Raw genomic sequence first — 17,486 nt, forward strand, 5'->3', positions numbered from 1 at the left:
TCATTCTAATGTAGCGGCAACCTCATCAGAGATTTCACCGTTGTGATAAACTTCCTGCACGTCGTCACAATCTTCCAGCATGTCGATCAGACGCATCAGTTTCGGTGCGGTTTCCGCATCCATTTCCGCTTTGGTCGACGGGATCATAGAGACTTCAGAACTGTCGGCTTTCAGACCGGCGGCTTCCAGTGCGTCACGCACTTTACCCATCTCTTCCCATGCCGTGTAGACATCAATCGCGCCATCATCGAAGGTCACCACGTCTTCCGCACCCGCTTCCAGTGCCGCTTCCATAATGGCGTCTTCATCCCCTTTCTCGAAAGAGATGACGCCTTTTTTGCTGAACAGGTAGGAAACAGAACCATCCGTGCCCAGGTTACCCCCGGTTTTGCTGAAGGCATGACGCACTTCGGCAACGGTACGGTTACGGTTGTCAGACAGACATTCAATCATCACGGCAGTGCCGCCAGGACCATAACCTTCATAGATGATGGTTTCCATGTTCGCATCATCATCACCACCCACGCCGCGGGCGATTGCACGGTTCAGCGTGTCACGGGTCATGTTGTTAGCCAGCGCTTTGTCGATAGCCGCACGCAGACGCGGGTTCGCATCCGGATCGCCGCCGCCCAGTTTGGCTGCTGTCACCAGCTCACGAATAATCTTGGTGAAGATTTTGCCGCGCTTCGCATCCTGCGCCGCTTTACGGTGTCTGGTGTTGGCCCATTTACTATGACCTGCCATAAATATTTCCTCAAAAAAGCACGCCCTCTCAGGCGATGTTAATCACAAATTCTTCAATCGCCTGCCGGTTGCTCCATGACTTAGTGAGCGCCGCCGCAGCTGGCGCATCAAGCCACTGGTAGGCCAGATGTTCGCTAAAAACGATCTGACGCTCGTGCGGCAGCGCAAGGCAGAACCAGGATTCTGTATTGCGCAACACACCCGGTGCATAGCGATGACGTAAATGAGAAAAAATCTCAAACTCCACCGTGCGCTGACAGTCAATTAAGGTCAGTTGCTCAACCGCAACGTCAATGGCGACCTCTTCCTTTACTTCGCGCATGGCGGCCTGCGACGCGGTCTCTCCCTCTTCCACACTGCCGGTAACCGACTGCCAGAATTCAGGATCGTCGCGTCGCTGTAACATCAACACCCGTTTCGAGTCCTGCGCGTAGATAACGACCAGAACCGAAACGGGACGCTTATACACTTTATCCTTCACGCTATCTCGTTGTTGGCTGCCTTCGCTCATCCCATTCATAGTGTTAGCTATGATCATGGGAACTCACTCCGTTGCCGCCGCGAGGTAGCGCGAATGATTTCGTGCATATCAGCCATATCAGTTTTTCTCTTCCTTCTTCACCACGTCGATACCCAGTTCAGCCAGTGCTGCCGGGTTCGCGATGCTCGGCGCTTCGGTCATCAGACACGCCGCAGCGGTGGTTTTCGGGAAGGCGATTACGTCACGAATATTATCGGTGCCGGTCAGCAGCATGGTCAAACGGTCAAGACCGAATGCCAGACCCGCGTGCGGCGGCGTACCGTATTTCAGCGCGTCGAGCAGGAAGCCAAACTTCTCACGCTGTTCCTGTTCATTGATGCCCAGAATGCCAAACACGGTCTGCTGCATTTCACCGCTGTGAATACGCACGGAACCACCACCGACTTCGTAGCCGTTGATCACCATATCGTAGGCATTCGCCACCGCGTCTTCCGGCGCCGCTTTCAGTTCTGCAGCCGTCATGTCTTTCGGTGAGGTGAACGGGTGGTGCATCGCGGTCAGACCGCCTTCGCCGTCGTCTTCAAACATCGGGAAGTCGATGACCCACAGCGGCGCCCATTTCGTTTCGTCAGTCAGACCCAGGTCTTTACCCAGTTTCAGACGCAGCGCGCCCAGCGCGTCAGCCACCACTTTCTTGTTGTCCGCACCGAAGAAAATCATATCGCCGTCCTGCGCGCCAGTGCGCTCAAGGATGGCTTCCACGATTTCCGCATTGAGGAATTTCGCCACCGGGCTGTTGATACCTTCCAGACCTTTCGCTCGCTCGGTGACTTTGATATAAGCCAGACCTTTCGCGCCGTAGATCTTAATGAAGTTACCGTAGTCGTCGATCTGCTTACGACTTAAGCTCGCTCCGCCTGGTACACGCAGCGCAGCAACGCGACCTTTCGGATCGTTCGCCGGACCAGAGAACACGGCAAACTCAACGGCCTTCAGCAGGTCGGCAACGTCCACCAGTTCCATCGGGTTACGCAGGTCCGGTTTGTCAGAACCGTAACGACGCTCGGCTTCAGCAAAAGTCATGACCGGGAAGTCACCCAGTTCCACACCTTTCACCTCATTCCACAGGTTACGCACCAGCGCTTCCATCACTTCACGTACCTGTTCGGCGGTCATGAAGGAGGTTTCCACATCGATCTGGGTAAATTCAGGCTGACGGTCAGCACGCAGGTCTTCGTCGCGGAAGCATTTGACGATCTGGTAGTAACGGTCAAAGCCGGACATCATCAGCAGTTGTTTAAACAGCTGAGGTGACTGCGGCAGCGCGTAAAATTTGCCTTTGTGTACACGCGAAGGAACCAGATAGTCACGCGCGCCTTCCGGCGTGGCTTTGGTCAGCATTGGGGTTTCGATATCGAGGAAACCGTGGTCGTCCATAAAGCGACGTACCAGGCTTGTGATCTTCGCGCGGGTTTTCAGGCGTTGCGCCATTTCCGGGCGACGCAGATCCAGATAACGGTATTTCAGACGCGCTTCTTCGGTGTTCACGTGGTTAGAGTCAAGCGGCAGTGATTCTGCACGGTTGATGATCGTCAGCGAAGAGGCCAGCACTTCGATTTCGCCAGTCGCCATTTCGCTGTTAACGTTTTTCTCGTCACGCGCACGCACGGTGCCCGTCACCTGGATGCAGAACTCATTACGCAGTTCAGAGGCCAGCTTTAACGCGTCCGCACGATCCGGATCGAAAAACACCTGCACGATACCTTCGCGATCGCGCATGTCGATGAAGATCAGACTACCAAGATCACGACGACGGTTGACCCAACCACACAGAGTCACCTGCTGCCCCACGTGGGACAGACGCAACTGTCCGCAATATTCTGTACGCATGAGATATCCCTTAATTAGCCGCAGGCGGATTGTCGCCTGTCTTGCAGGCCACGATGTCGCAGCTTTAACTGTATGTCACAACTGAATGAAAAAAGGCGGCTATTATACTGGAAATTCCGCCGCACGATAAGCCCGGTACTGACTGTACGCCTGTTTCCTGGACGGGCATTGCGTATTCTCACAAAAAATAACAAAAATTGTCGCTCGTTACACACCCAATCGCGATTAAGGTGTAACGGAATTTCGATTCTTGACGGGAGTTATCATGTTACAACTGAACGCAAAAACGACCGCCCTGGTCATTATCGACCTGCAGGAAGGGATCCTGCCCTTCGCCGGCGGCCCTCATTCTGCCAATGACGTGGTGGCGCGCGCTGCCCGACTGGCACAGACGTTTCGTGCTAACGGCTCCCCAGTGGTAATGGTCCGCGTGGGCTGGTCTGATGATTACGCCGAAGCGCTCAAACAACCCGTAGATGCACAGGCACCAGCCAACGCGCTGCCGGAAAACTGGTGGACCTATCCGCTTGCGCTGGGCAAAGACGACAGCGATCTGGAAGTGACCAAGCGCCAGTGGGGCGCATTCTATGGCACGGATCTTGAGCTTCAGTTACGCCGCCGCGGTATCGACACCATCGTACTGTGCGGGATTTCGACCAATATCGGCGTCGAGTCCACCGCACGTAACGCCTGGGAGCTGGGTTTTAGCCTGGTGATTGCCGAAGACGCCTGTAGTGCCGCCAGCGCCGACCAGCATAAGAACAGCCTGACGCACATTTTCCCTCGTATTGCGCGAGTGCGCAGCACAGAAGAGATCATCAACGCCTTATGATCTACATTGGCCTGCCGCAATGGTCGCACCCAAAATGGGTGCGTCTTGGCATCACCGGTCTTGAAGAATACGCCTGCCACTTTAACTGTGTGGAAGGCAACACCACGCTGTATGCGCTACCAAAAGCGGAGATTGTGGCACGCTGGTACGCACAAACGACGGATGCGTTTCGTTTCTGTTTTAAATTTCCAGCGACCATTTCCCATCAGGCAGCTCTGCGCAATTGCGATGATCTGCTGCACGAATTCCTGACCCGAATGTCGCCGCTGGAAAGCCGCATCGGTCAGTACTGGCTGCAATTGCCCGCCACCTTTGGCCCACGCGATCTCCCTGCGCTCTGGCATTTTCTCGATGCCCTGCCACGGACGTTTACCTACGGCGTCGAAGTCCGTCATCCTGAATTTTTCGCTAAAGGTGACGCTGAACAGCAGCTTAATAGCGGATTGCATCAGCGCGGAGTGAATCGGGTTATCCTCGACAGTCGTCCGGTACACGCGGCCCATGCGCATAATGAAGCCATCCGCGACGCCCAGCGCAAGAAGCCGAAACTGCCGGTACATGCAGTAGTGACCGCGAACCATCCGCTGGTGCGCTTTATCGGCAGCGATGATATGCGACAAAACCGGGCGTTCTTTGCCGACTGGCTAAAAAAATTACCGCTCTGGGAACAGGCCACCACACCGTATCTCTTTTTGCATACCCCGGATATCGCGCAGGCTCCGGAACTGGTCGATACCCTGTGGCAGGACTTGCGAGACGTCTTACCAGATATCGGAACTGCTCCGTCCATTCCACAGCAATCTTCTCTTTTCTGAAATTGCCACCTATCATAGACAGTGCCATCAGCCATTTTAAAGGGAGTTTGTATGGTAAGCGCGCTGTATGCCGTTTTGGGTGCGTTGTTGTTGATGAAGTTTTCTTTTGACGTTGTCCGCCTGCGGATGCAATACCGCGTTGCCTATGGTGACGGCGGCTTCAGTGAACTCCAGACAGCCATCCGCATTCATGGTAATGCGGTGGAATATATTCCCGTCGCGTTAGTGCTGCTGCTGTTTATGGAAATGAACGGCGCAGAAACCTGGATGGTGCATATTTGCGGCATTATTCTGCTCGTGGGTCGGCTGATGCATTATTACGGTTTCCATCACCGTCTGTTCCGCTGGCGTCGCTCCGGCATGAGCGCCACCTGGTGTGCATTGTTACTGATGGTGCTGGCGAACCTTTGGTATATGCCGTGGGAGTTGGTTTTCTCCCTGCATTAGCGCACAATACGCCACTTTATTTTTCCCGGATTTTTACGTTATGTCTCACCGCGACACGCTTTTTTCTGCGCCCATCGCCAGCCTGGGCGACTGGACCTTCGATGAACGGGTAGCCGAAGTCTTCCCGGATATGATCCAGCGTTCTGTTCCCGGCTATTCCAATATTATTTCGATGATTGGCATGCTTGCCGAGCGCTTTGTGCAGCCGGATACGCAGGTCTACGATCTGGGTTGTTCGCTGGGTGCGGCGACGCTCTCGGTGCGTCGCAATATCCATCATGAAAACTGCAAAATTATCGCCGTTGATAACTCCCCGGCGATGATCGAACGCTGCCGCCGTCATATCGATGCTTACAAGGCACCCACGCCAGTTGAGGTTGTGGAAGGCGACATCCGCGCCATCACCATTGAGAACGCCTCATTGGTGGTACTGAATTTTACCCTGCAATTCCTTGAGCCGCCGGAGCGCCAGGCGTTGTTGGATAAGATTTATCAGGGGCTGAATCCGGGCGGCGCGCTGGTGCTGTCGGAAAAATTCAGCTTCGAAGATGCGAAAGTGGGCGAACTGCTGTTCAACATGCACCACGACTTCAAGCGAGCCAACGGCTACAGCGAACTGGAAATCAGCCAGAAGCGCAGCATGCTGGAAAACGTGATGCTGACCGATTCAGTTGAAACCCATAAAGCCCGCCTGCGTCAGGCCGGTTTTGAGCACAACGAACTGTGGTTCCAGTGCTTTAACTTTGGCTCACTGGTGGCATTGAAAGCTGAGGCAAGCGCATGATCGACTTTGGTAACTTCTATCAGCTGATTGCCAAAAATCATCTTGCCCACTGGCTGGAAACGCTGCCCGCGCAGATTGCCGCCTGGCAGCGCGATCAGCACGGTCTGTTTAAGCAGTGGTCAAACGCGGTGGAATTTCTGCCGGAACTGACGCCGTACCGTCTGGATTTATTACACAGCGTGACGGCGGAAAGTGAAGCGCCGCTGAGCCCGGGGCAGATCAAGCGTATCGACACCCTGATGCGAAATCTGATGCCATGGCGTAAAGGGCCATACTCGCTGTATGGCGTGAACATTGATACTGAATGGCGTTCTGACTGGAAATGGGATCGCGTACTGCCGCATCTGTCGGATCTGACCGGTCGCACGATTCTGGATGTGGGTTGCGGCAGCGGCTACCATATGTGGCGCATGATTGGCGCGGGTGCGCATCTGGCTGTTGGTATTGACCCGACGCAACTGTTCCTGTGCCAGTTTGAAGCGGTGCGAAAGCTGCTGGGAAACGATCAGCGTGCGCATCTGCTGCCGCTGGGTATAGAACAACTTCCGGCGCTGAATGCGTTTGATACCGTCTTTTCGATGGGCGTGCTTTACCATCGCCGCTCCCCACTGGAGCATCTCTGGCAGTTGAAAGATCAACTGCTGAAAGACGGCGAACTGGTGCTGGAAACGCTGGTGCTGGAAGGCGATGAAAATACTGTGCTGGTGCCGGGCGATCGCTACGCGCAGATGCGCAACGTCTATTTCATCCCTTCCGCGCTGGCGCTGAAAAACTGGCTGGAAAAATGTGGCTTCGTTGATGTTCGCATCGCGGATGTCTGCGTGACGACGACCGAAGAGCAGCGCCGTACCGAATGGATGGTCACCGAATCGCTGGCCGATTTCCTCGATCCGAACGATCACAGCAAAACGGTCGAAGGCTACCCCGCCCCATTACGTGCCGTATTAATTGCGCGTAAGCCGTGATGTCATGGGTCGTAAGCCGGATAAGGCATTTTGCCGGGGGCGCTTCGCGTGCCCGGCCTACAACGTCATTCATCAGCGAAATTTAGCGTAAAAAAAGGCCCCTGTTGAATGGGCAGGGGCCTGGTACGAGCAAGCATCATATTGGGCGACATGATGCAACGGTAAAATCATTTGGCCTGATGGCGAACAATGATTCTTTTCATTTCAGCAACCGACTTGCCGTCTACCGCATAGCGGGAATATTCATCCGCTTGCTTATCTGTCGACATTGACAGACCCTGATTGCGATAGCGCATAGGTGAAACCAGCAAGGTTCCGGCGGAACTGTGTACTTCCCGTACTCCGGCATCCAGGAAACGCGGCAGATTTTCTGCGCGAACCCCCGCTCCGGCCATAATGATTGGAGCACCGGGATGAGCAATAAGTTCAATAATATTTGCTAAACCTTGCACTGCATCGGATTTCTGCCCCGACGTCAGCACTCTGGCGACACCCAGTTCCGCAAGATTATTTAGTGCATTTAACGGATTAGCACACATATCGAACGCGCGGTGAAAGGTCACAGCCAGAGGACCTGCCGCGTCCATAATCTGCCGCATACGTGGCATGTCGACATGACCGTCAGGATCAAGAATGCCTGTCACCAGTCCGGGAAACCCCAGTTCACGCACGGTCCGTACATCGTCCAGCATCGCCGCGAACTCACCGTCGGTATAACAAAAATCTCCACCGCGCGGCCGAATGATCGGATGTACCGGAATCGTCACCGCCTGACGAACCGAGCGCAGCACGCCCAGTGATGGCGTTAAGCCCCCTTCTTTTGGCGCGGCGCACAGTTCAATGCGGTCCGCGCCGTTTTGCTGCGCCGTAAGCGCGCACTCCATGCTGTAACAACAGATTTCCAGCAATGTCATATTCACTCCTGTTGCTGTTCGCTGGCGACGATTGCCTCAATTGACCACGGGTGGAATTTGACGGTGACCTTCCCGTCAGTGACCGCCAGCGTCGGGTTCGGCAGACGTTCGTGTTCCCCTTTCGGTGAACTGGTTTTCACAAAAATGCCCGGCTGGCTCAGTCCGTCATCTGAAAGCAGCGCTAATGCACGGGCATTCAGGGTTTCAGGCTCGCCAGGCAGGACAATCTCAATGTGTTCCCATCCTTCATGAGGATACCGCTTTTCCCCGGGCCACGGCAGTTCCACAATGCTCAAGCGCCAGTGCGCGACGCACACCGGCTCATGCAGTTTGAACAGACAAATTGGTCGCCCGTTGATGGTATTTTCCGACAGCAGCTCGCCGCATTGTTCAAATCCTCGACGCCAGCGTTCAGCAGTGGCGTTCTGATGACAACGCAGAGAAATGTGATCGGCCTCAAGCGGTGCAACATCCAGACCGAGGCGAGTGGAAAGTTCTGTGAACGCCTGAGTGAATCGCGGTAAATCTGCGGAAATATCATGCAGTTCGTCAATGGTCTGCCAGTTGGCCATAATAAGAGCTCATATCGGTGTTCAAAGCCGCTAATTTACTCCGTTGACCTCCCGCAACCAACCGTAGATTGCAGGATTTGCGGTATGCATGCTTATGCACTCCTTTAACGCTTATTTTCTGTACGCGCTTACGGCTGCGCAGTGCTGACGCAGGGGGGCATTTGCAGTATACTCCCGCCCTTAATTCTTAAACTGGTGCGGTAAACATCAACCCGCTTCATCAACGTAAGGTATTCCGGTGAATATTCAGGCTCTTCTCTCAGAAAAAGTCAGTCAGGCCATGATTGCTGCAGGCGCGCCTGCAGATTGCGAACCGCAGGTTCGTCAGTCAGCAAAAGTACAGTTCGGCGACTATCAGGCCAATGGCATGATGGCAGTTGCTAAAAAACTGGGTATGGCTCCACGACAACTGGCTGAGCAGGTGCTGACTCATCTGGATCTGAACGGTATCGCCAGCAAAGTTGAAATCGCGGGCCCTGGCTTTATCAATATCTTCCTCGACCCGGCATTCCTGGCGGAACATGTGGAACAGGCGTTGACCTCCGATCGTCTCGGCGTGACTAAACCGGCGAAGCAGACGGTAGTTGTCGATTACTCCGCGCCAAACGTGGCGAAAGAGATGCACGTCGGCCACCTGCGCTCCACCATTATCGGTGACGCCGCCGTGCGTACCCTTGAGTTCCTCGGCCACCACGTTATTCGCGCCAACCACGTCGGCGACTGGGGCACTCAGTTCGGCATGCTGATCGCGTATCTGGAAAAACAGCAGCAGGAAAACGCCGGTGAAATGGCGCTGGCGGATCTCGAAGGTTTCTATCGTGAAGCCAAAAAACATTACGACGAAGATGAAGCCTTCGCCGAGCGCGCCCGTAGCTACGTGGTAAAACTGCAGGGTGGCGACGAATACTTCCTGCAGATGTGGCGCAAACTGGTCGACATCACCATGTCCCAGAATCAGATCACCTATGACCGTTTGAATGTAACCCTGACCCGCGACGATGTGATGGGCGAAAGCCTGTACAACCCGATGCTGCCGGGGATCGTGGCCGATCTGAAAGCCAAGGGTCTGGCCGTCGAAAGCGAAGGCGCCACCGTCGTATTCCTTGATGAGTATAAAAACAAGGAAGGCGAACCGATGGGGGTCATCATTCAGAAGAAAGATGGCGGCTATTTGTACACTACCACCGATATTGCCTGCGCCAAGTACCGTTATGAAACATTGCATGCCGATCGCGTGCTCTATTACATCGACTCCCGTCAGCACCAGCACCTGATGCAAGCGTGGACCATCGTGCGTAAAGCCGGTTACGTGCCTGACGCCGTGCCGCTGGAACATCACATGTTCGGCATGATGCTGGGCAAAGACGGTAAGCCGTTCAAAACGCGCGCAGGCGGTACGGTGAAACTGGCAGACCTGCTGGACGAAGCGCTGGAACGCGCCCGTCGTCTGGTGAGCGAGAAGAACCCGGACATGCCGGCAGACGAACTGGAAAAACTGGCCAACGCCGTCGGGATAGGCGCGGTGAAATACGCCGATTTGTCCAAAAACCGCACCACCGACTACATATTCGACTGGGATAACATGCTGGCCTTCGAAGGCAATACCGCGCCTTACATGCAGTATGCCTACACCCGTGTGCTGTCGGTATTCCGTAAATCCGGTCTGGATGAAAATGATCTGGCGAACGCGAAGGTACAGCTCAGCGAAGATCGCGAAGCGCAACTGGCTGCCCGTCTGCTGCAGTTTGAAGAAACGCTGACCGTTGTTGCGCGTGAAGGGACGCCGCACGTAATGTGTGCCTACCTGTATGACGTCGCCGGTCTGTTCTCAGGCTTCTACGAACACTGCCCAATCCTGAGTGCAGAAAACGAAGAAGTTCGTAACAGCCGCCTGAAACTGGCGCTGCTGACGGCGAAAACGTTGAAGCTCGGTCTGGATACTCTGGGTATCGAAACCGTAGAACGCATGTAAGCGATAAACAGAACCCGGCAAATGCCGGGTTTTGTTTTTTCAGGCTATCAGAAATACTTCCGCAAATACTCCGTCAGACACAGCATCGCCATCGCCTGGCCATAGGGCATGGAAGTCAGCGGAATCGCCCGGTAGAAGTCGAGATCGTGGCCCATGCCCGTACCGAAAGACGTTTGCAGCAACTCCCCTTGCGGTGAAATGTTCCGCACAATTCCACGAATCGCTTTTTCCGCCACATCGGCATAGTCCGCACTGACATAACGCTTGCGCACCGCTTTTAAAATTCCGTAGGCAAATCCTGCGGTAGCGGAGGCTTCCAGGTAGGAGTGCGGATCGTCAAGCAGCGTGTGCCACAACCCGCTTTCATCCTGACAGTTCGCCAGCGCAGCAATCTGCGCATTCAGCACCTGTACCAGATAGCGGCGCACGGCGTTATTTTCTGGCAGGTCCACCAGTTCGAGGAAGTCCGGGATCACAATGGTCAGCCAGCTATTGCCGCGTGCCCAACGGGCACTGGCAAAGTTATGATGCCCGTCGTAATTCCAGCCGTGGAACCACAGGCCAGTCTCCCGGTCCATCAGATTCTGTACGTGCAGCAAAAACTGATAGGTCGCCTCTTCCACATATTCAGGACGCTTAAGCAACTTACCGATTTTCGCCAGTGGCAGCACCGTCATCATCAGGGTGTCATCCCACATTTGCTGATGGTTCTCTTCCGCCAGCGTGATGTGCTGCATACCGCCGTGATCGGTGCGCGGCATCTCATACATCGCCCATTCCGCCCACGCGTCAAGCCACGGCAGATAAGCGGGATTACGCGTCTCCTCGTAGCGATACGCCAGAGTCAAAAATGGTGCCATCGTGTTGACGTTTTTGGTGGTGGTCCCTTCAGCAAAACGGTCAGCAAACCAGTTGTCGATGATGTCGCGTATCGTTTCGTCGCCGGTCTGCTGGTAGTACTGATACATCCCGTACAGCCCAACGCCGTGCGTCCATTCCCATCCTGCCCAGCCTTTGGTGTCTATCACACGTCCGTCGTCAAGGCGCAGCAGAAATTGACCCGTCTCGTCCTTAATGTTCACCAGATTGGTCGTCACCGTCTGAATTAACGCTTTCAGCGCTTCCCGTGAGATAAACCGTTCCGGCTGACGCAGTAACGAGCTATGTTTGACAGGCCAAACCTTCATATCTTTACCCTCTGTGATAAGTCGAATTCCATATCGCAGCCTGCTTCAGTGAAGGAGCCGCGGGTTTATTACGATTCAGGTAACCAATATTGTTGTTACCCCAAAGTGATTCATACGGCAGCCCGGCAAGCATCTCGACGGTGGCGCGTGCCTGTGGGGTAATACTTTCCGGCATTGTGCGACCGGATTCGCGCATTTTCACCGTCTCTTCACGCAGCGTGCTGTGGGTCTGCAAATTCAGTTTAAAGCGCAGGGAGACCAGGAAGCCGCAGGCCAGCACCAGCAGCGTACCGCAACTGAGAATCAACAGAATGGTATGGCTGACCGCTTCAGGCTGCGTGCTCTGCCCTGAAACAAAGCCCGACATTTGCATGATAATCCCAACCAGCATCACCGCCCCTGCCTGCGACGCTTTACGCGTCAGGGTCATGATCCCGGCGAAGATCCCTTCGCGGCGCTGACCGGTAATGACTTCATCGACATCCGCAATGTAGGTGTAAGTGTTCCACGGAACGTAGTTGATACCGCCACGACCCAGCCCCGCCACCGCAGAAACCAGCAGCAACAGAGAGTAGATGTCGCTCAATCCGGCGTAGTAAAGCACCGCGTAAGAGAGCGAGCTCAGACCGAACAACACCACGACCATTCGATAGGACGGCGCGGGCCCAAAACGGATGCACAACGGGATCATGGCAATAACCGCAATGAACTGGAAAATCGCCATCGTACCGAGCAAATTCGACGCCATTGACGCTTCCTGCATCAGGACAAACACCACATAGTAAGTAAAGACGGCGTTGAACACGTCCTGCGCGATGTAACCGCCGAGATACATCCCCAGATGTTGACGGAAAATCTTAATCCGCAGTGTGGAACTCAACTCTACGAACAGGCGGTTCATGCTCTGGCTGAACGTCAGGCTCTTTTTCTCTTCTTCCGCCCGCAGCGCCGCTTCCGTCCACTCTTCACGCGGGCGTTCCCAGGTAAAGAACCAGACAAAAGTCAGCATCAGTGCGCACAGCACTGAGAACACCAGACTTGCATAAAAGAAGGAGATGGGGTTGTCCTTGCCGAAGGCGGTTAACAAAATGCCGGGCAGGAAAGAGGCCAGAATGGCGGACATTTGCGCCATTCCGATACGCGCGCCGGAAAACTTGGTTTTCTGTTTGAAATCATCGGTCATCTCCGGCACCAGCGTTTCGTAAGGCACCAGAATCATGGTATAGACGATATCAAACAGCAGATAGGTCAGCAGGTAATACCAGAATCCCATGTCCCCTACCCACATCAGTGAATAGCTGAATACACATGGGATCCCCAGCAAGATAAAGAATTTACGCCGACCAAAGCGTTTACCGAGCCAGGTGGAACCGAAGTTATCGGTCAAAAAGCCCATCAGCGGACTGACGACAGCATCAAGCACCCTTGCAGCCGCAAAGATGAAGGTCGCTTCGATAGGAGAAAGCCCGCAGAACGTCGTATAGAAATAGAGCAGCCAGGCTGCCGTGAGCGCCGTGGTGCCTGCTCCCAGAAAATCGCCTGAACCATAGGCGAAATAATTCACCAATCCAATTTTACGTGTTTTCATTGCCGTTAACCCTGCAAATGGTTGGGGGACTCCCGGCCGGTTGGCTGCGCCAAAGGAGTTCTTACACGGCTACAGTAAGAGCTTACAAAGTGGGATACCTTTTCGTTTTTGCCACCGGTGAGAGTGAAATGGCAAAAACGCAAAGAGACCGGCAACGCGTGTCACCGATTTATAAAACAGCGTTTCTTTTCAATCAAAAGGCAAGGTCAAAAATGCGAGTCAGGCAGCAGTTTAGCGTACTGCCTGATGAGGAGAATAACCGTTAACGATAGTTCACAATCACCTGATTGCTCTGAACTTTTAATGCGGGAATTAAGCGACCACCGCCGGGAACTTCCCAGATGAAACGCAGGGGTTCAACGGCAGGCACGTTGTTAAATGCCTGCGTGGTGCCGCTCTGCCCTTCTATCTCTACACAGCGTGATTGTGAACATAAGCGCACGCGTAAACCGGCAGGCGTCGGGCCATTCAGTTCATATCGCCAGGCGACCAGCGTCATCAGACCGGAGACAGGCTGGCTGGATGAAAGCGGCGACGACGAGGCCGCCACGCCGCGGTGATTCAGGGTTATGCCGATACTACTGGCCTGCCACGCCCCTTCCCCGGCAGCCTGTACCACCAGCGGGAAAAGTAACAGCCAAAGCAGTTTGCGCATTATTTACCTCCAATGGTTGCCGTCATGCGGATGTTACGGTTATCGGACAGCTCCATGTTCGACAGCACCACCAGTTGCGGCAGGCTGCGGCGCAGGAAGCGCGACAACAATGGACGCAACGCATGGTTAACCAGCAGCACCGGCGGCGCACCCAGCATTTCCTGGCGGGACAGCGCCTCCTGAGTTTGCGCCAATAGTCGATCGGCAAGGCCGGGTTCCAGTCCCCCACCGCCCTGGAGTGCCTGCAGCAGCAGGCGTTCGAGCGCGGTATCGAGGCCAATCACATTAACTTCATGATTACCCGGGAACCACTGCTGGGTGATGGCGCGCCCCAGCGCCACGCGAACCACCGCCGTGAGTTCATGCGGATCGCTCTGCAATGGCGCATGTTCCGCCAGCGTTTCCAGAATAGTGCGCATATCGCGAATTGGCACTTTTTCGTCCAGCAGGTTCTGCAACACTTTATGCAGCGTGGTCAGGGTCACCACGCCCGGCACTAAATCTTCGGTCAGCTTCGGCATCTCCTGCGACACGCGATCCAGCAGTTGCTGCGCCTCCTGGCGACCGAACAGTTCAGCCGCATACTGACCAATCAGATGGTTCAGATGGGTGGCGACTACTGTACTGGCCTCCACTACGGTAAAGCCCTGAATCTGCGCCTGCTCTTTTAAGGCACTTTCAATCCAGATCGCGTCCAGTCCAAATGCCGGATCCACTGTCTGTTCGCCCGGTAATGTCCCCGCCGCCGTGCCTGGGTTTATCGCCAGCCAGCGTCCCGGATAGGCGTCGCCGCTGCCAATCTCCACCCCTTTCATCAGGATGCGGTAATGCGCAGGTTGCAGATCCATATTGTCGCGGATATGCACCACCGGCGGCAGAAAGCCCATGTCCTGGGCGAACTTTTTACGGATACTGCGGATACGACCCAGCAGTTCGCCGTCCTGCTGAAAATCGACCATCGGGATCAGGCGATAGCCCACTTCCATGCCGAGTGAGTCTTCCAGTTGCACATCGTTCCAGGTGGCTTCCACCACTGAGTTGTTTTCCGCAACTTTAGTCGGTTGTGGCTCGACAGGCGCCTTCTGCTCACGTCCCCGGATCCACCAGGCCAGTCCCAGCAGCGCGGCGGTAAACATCAGGAACACCAGGTTTGGCATGCCCGGCACCAGGCCCAGCAGACCCAGAACCGCGGCGCTCAGCAACATCACGCTCGGATTACTGAACAGTTGCCCGACCATCTGCTCGCCGACGTCCTGATCGGTACTGACGCGGGTGACGATGACGCCCGCCGCGGTTGAAATCACCAGCGCGGGGATCTGCGCCACCAGACCATCACCGATGGTCAACAGGGTATAGCTTTCCGCAGCATGCCCCATGCTCATCCCATGTTGCAGCACCCCCACCAGCAGACCGCCCACAACGTTAATCACCATAATCAGAATACCGGCGATGGCGTCGCCACGAACGAACTTACTCGCACCGTCCATTGAGCCATAGAAGTCGGCTTCCTGAGTCACTTCAGAACGACGCTTTTTCGCCTCATCTTCACCGATAAGGCCGGCATTAAGGTCGGCGTCAATCGCCATCTGTTTACCCGGCATCCCGTCAAGAACGAAGCGCGCACCCACTTCAGCGATACGCCCGGCACCTTTGGTGATAACCATAAAGTTGATGATGACGAGAATAACAAACACCACGATGCCGATAGCAAAGTTACCGCCGACCAGGAAGTGACCAAACGCTTCAACGACCTTGCCCGCCGCCGCCGCGCCAGTGTGCCCTTCCATCAAAATAATACGAGTGGAAGCCACGTTCAGCGCCAGACGCAGCAGCGTAGTGAACAGCAGAATGGTCGGAAACGCGGCAAACTCCAACGTGCGCTGGGTGAACATCGCCACCAGCAGCACCATAATCGACAGTGCGATGTTAAAGGTAAACAGCAGGTCAAGGATGAACGCCGGCAACGGCAGGACCATCATCGACAGGATCAGCAGAATGAGGATTGGCCCGGCAAGGATCTGCCACTGCGTGGTTTTCATGTTGTTGGGCAGGCGCAGCATCGCAACCAGATTAGCCATCGGTAGTCTTCTCGTTCATAAAATCCAGGGCTTCAGGCACTGGAAGATTTGCAGGTTGTGGTGGACGTTCCCCACCGGCGAGCCGCCAGCGTTTAAGCTGCCACACCCAGGCCAGCACTTCCGCGACGGCGGCGTACAGTTGTCCGGGGATCTGCTGACCAATCTCAGCATGGCGATAAAGCGCACGCGCCAGCGGCGGCGCTTCAAGGGTGGGAATTTTGTTCTCGGCACCGATCTCGCGAATGCGCAGGGCCACAAGTCCGGCCCCTTTCGCCACGACTTTCGGCGCGCTCATCTTATTTTCGTCGTATTGCAGCGCCACCGAATAGTGAGTCGGGTTGGTGACGATGACATCGGCATTAGGGACATCACTCATCATGCGTCGACTCGCCGCCTGGCGCTGCATCTGCCGGATACGCCCCTTCACATGAGGGTCGCCTTCATTCTGTTTAAATTCGTCACGGATATCCTGGCGTGACATGCGTAATTTTTTCAAATGGCTCATGATCTGGAAAATCACGTCGAATCCGACCATCGGGATCACCCCCAGCACCACCAGCAGCGCACACAGCCCAACGAGATCCAGCGCATTGCCCATCGCCGCGCGCGGTGACTCCGCCATCAGGCGCATCATCTCCGGCCAGTTATGCCACAGATACATCGCCGTCACGCTGCCCACCAGTGTGGATTTCAGAATGGCTTTCAACAATTCCGCCCCGGTCTGCGCGGAAAACATGCGTTTGATGCCTGGCAGCGGATTGAGCTTGGAAAATTTGGGTTGCAGTGATTTACCGCTGAAGACCAGACCGCCAAGCAGAACCGGCGAGATCAGCGCCACCAGCACCACGCCGGTAATCAGCGGCAGCAGCGCGATCATCGCTTCTTTAATCAGCAGAATAATTTGCCCGAGGATCAGATTAGGATCATTGACCATGCTGTGGTCAAAACGCAGTCCTGCCGACAACATGCCCGATAATCGTCTGGCCAACGACTCGCCGCCAATCCAGATAATGCAGACGCCCACCAGCAAAATGAGCAGTGAGGTCAATTCTCTGGAACGGGGGATCTGCCCCTCTTCCCGCGCTTTCTCAAGTCGGTGGGGTGTGGGGGCTTCTGTTTTGTCGTCGTTGTCGTTTTCGTCTGCCACGGCCCGCATCTGTGATGATTTACAATAGGGCTCATTGTGCCCTTCCCCGCGCGAAGCAATGCGGAGAACAAAGGGGTGATTCCCCGCTTTTTTGACTGTTACCCCTCTCAGCAGAGTATTTTCAGAATTTATTTAGTCTTAATCTGGAATCTATCTTTTGACGCTGAGGACAACATAATGATTGACAAACCCTCAAAGAGAAAAATAAAAACTCAAAAAGACACATGACACTAACAATACAAAACAAATAAAAAACACAGGTTAACACATTCATTTCTACAAATAAAAAATACATCAACACATTAAATTCAGTGTTTTTATTTTATAACCCCATCTTACTTAACCCACTTTATATATAGACATTATAAATATAAAAAACACATTTCATCGCGCAATCAAAAGGATTATTTTAAGT

At 54.6% G+C, this 17,486-nt stretch carries 16 protein-coding genes; 6 read left to right on the forward strand and 10 right to left on the reverse strand.

What is annotated here, in order from left to right; translation table 11 throughout:
* The 3 genes from KI228_RS12795 to aspS all read right to left on the reverse strand — a co-directional run bounded on the left by KI228_RS12795 (position 1) and on the right by aspS (position 3,115).
* Positions 1-744, reverse strand: a complete 744-nt coding sequence (locus tag KI228_RS12795; protein ID WP_043000357.1) for a YebC/PmpR family DNA-binding transcriptional regulator — start codon at positions 742-744, stop codon at positions 1-3.
* Positions 745-772: 28 nt separating this feature from the next.
* Positions 773-1,225 carry a dihydroneopterin triphosphate diphosphatase gene (nudB, locus tag KI228_RS12800; RefSeq protein WP_043001901.1) on the reverse strand — a complete coding sequence of 151 codons (453 nt, stop codon included), beginning with the start codon at positions 1,223-1,225 and terminating at the stop codon, positions 773-775.
* Positions 1,226-1,342: 117 nt separating this feature from the next.
* Positions 1,343-3,115, reverse strand: a complete 1,773-nt coding sequence (aspS, locus tag KI228_RS12805; protein WP_044328622.1) for an aspartate--tRNA ligase — start codon at positions 3,113-3,115, stop codon at positions 1,343-1,345.
* 265 nt (positions 3,116-3,380) lie between these two features.
* Between aspS and KI228_RS12810 the strand changes: the two genes are divergently transcribed.
* The 5 genes from KI228_RS12810 to cmoB are packed head-to-tail and all read left to right on the forward strand — an operon-like array spanning position 3,381 to position 6,958.
* A complete protein-coding gene (locus KI228_RS12810; protein ID WP_044264778.1) occupies positions 3,381-3,947 on the forward strand; it encodes a hydrolase in 567 nt (188 codons plus the stop codon).
* Positions 3,944-4,762 (forward strand): DUF72 domain-containing protein, encoded by an 819-nt coding sequence (locus KI228_RS12815; RefSeq protein ID WP_141227550.1) that lies wholly within the window; start codon positions 3,944-3,946, stop codon positions 4,760-4,762. The genes KI228_RS12810 and KI228_RS12815 overlap by 4 nt, the downstream gene beginning before the upstream one ends.
* Before the next feature lie 51 nt (positions 4,763-4,813).
* The gene (locus KI228_RS12820) at positions 4,814-5,209 is read left to right on the forward strand and encodes an MAPEG family protein (RefSeq protein WP_042318401.1); all 396 of its coding nucleotides are present in this window, start codon (positions 4,814-4,816) and stop codon (positions 5,207-5,209) included.
* Positions 5,210-5,249: 40 nt separating this feature from the next.
* Positions 5,250-5,993 (forward strand): carboxy-S-adenosyl-L-methionine synthase CmoA, encoded by a 744-nt coding sequence (cmoA, locus tag KI228_RS12825; RefSeq protein WP_061070006.1) that lies wholly within the window; start codon positions 5,250-5,252, stop codon positions 5,991-5,993.
* Positions 5,990-6,958, forward strand: a complete 969-nt coding sequence (gene cmoB, locus KI228_RS12830) for a tRNA 5-methoxyuridine(34)/uridine 5-oxyacetic acid(34) synthase CmoB (RefSeq protein ID WP_061070005.1) — start codon at positions 5,990-5,992, stop codon at positions 6,956-6,958. The genes cmoA and cmoB overlap by 4 nt, the downstream gene beginning before the upstream one ends.
* 167 nt (positions 6,959-7,125) lie before the next feature.
* Here cmoB and cutC read toward each other — a convergent pair whose 3' ends face one another.
* Together cutC and KI228_RS12840 are read right to left on the reverse strand one after the other, a co-directional pair.
* Complete coding sequence (cutC, locus tag KI228_RS12835; protein ID WP_061070004.1) at positions 7,126-7,872, reverse strand: copper homeostasis protein CutC; 747 nt, start codon at positions 7,870-7,872, stop codon at positions 7,126-7,128.
* A 2-nt stretch (positions 7,873-7,874) separates the two neighbouring features.
* Positions 7,875-8,444 carry a VOC family protein gene (locus KI228_RS12840; protein ID WP_043000350.1) on the reverse strand — a complete coding sequence of 190 codons (570 nt, stop codon included), beginning with the start codon at positions 8,442-8,444 and terminating at the stop codon, positions 7,875-7,877.
* A gap of 238 nt (positions 8,445-8,682) precedes the next feature.
* Here KI228_RS12840 and argS point away from each other — a divergent pair, with 238 nt between their 5' ends.
* Positions 8,683-10,416: an arginine--tRNA ligase gene (gene argS, locus KI228_RS12845; protein WP_044257623.1), complete on the forward strand. Its 1,734-nt coding sequence runs from the start codon at positions 8,683-8,685 to the stop codon at positions 10,414-10,416.
* A 47-nt stretch (positions 10,417-10,463) separates the two neighbouring features.
* Here the strand turns inward: argS and bglB are convergent, their stop codons facing one another.
* From bglB to flhB, 5 genes are all read right to left on the reverse strand, one after another.
* Entirely contained in the window at positions 10,464-11,603 is a 1,140-nt protein-coding gene (gene bglB, locus KI228_RS12850) for a beta-galactosidase BglB (RefSeq protein ID WP_061070003.1), read from the reverse strand.
* 4 nt (positions 11,604-11,607) lie between these two features.
* A complete protein-coding gene (locus KI228_RS12855; RefSeq protein ID WP_061070002.1) occupies positions 11,608-13,191 on the reverse strand; it encodes an MFS transporter in 1,584 nt (527 codons plus the stop codon).
* Positions 13,192-13,453: 262 nt separating this feature from the next.
* On the reverse strand, positions 13,454-13,846 hold the full coding sequence (gene flhE, locus KI228_RS12860; protein WP_043000346.1) for a flagellar protein FlhE: 393 nt from the start codon (positions 13,844-13,846) through the stop codon (positions 13,454-13,456).
* Positions 13,846-15,924 carry a flagellar biosynthesis protein FlhA gene (gene flhA, locus KI228_RS12865; RefSeq protein ID WP_043000345.1) on the reverse strand — a complete coding sequence of 693 codons (2,079 nt, stop codon included), beginning with the start codon at positions 15,922-15,924 and terminating at the stop codon, positions 13,846-13,848. Before flhA ends, flhE begins: the two co-directional genes overlap by 1 nt.
* Complete coding sequence (gene flhB, locus KI228_RS12870; RefSeq protein ID WP_043000344.1) at positions 15,917-17,071, reverse strand: flagellar biosynthesis protein FlhB; 1,155 nt, start codon at positions 17,069-17,071, stop codon at positions 15,917-15,919. Before flhB ends, flhA begins: the two co-directional genes overlap by 8 nt.
* Between the last annotated feature and the right edge of the window lie 415 nt (positions 17,072-17,486).

The organism is Citrobacter amalonaticus (assembly GCF_018323885.1).
In the GTDB taxonomy this organism is placed as follows: domain Bacteria; phylum Pseudomonadota; class Gammaproteobacteria; order Enterobacterales; family Enterobacteriaceae; genus Citrobacter_A; species Citrobacter_A amalonaticus.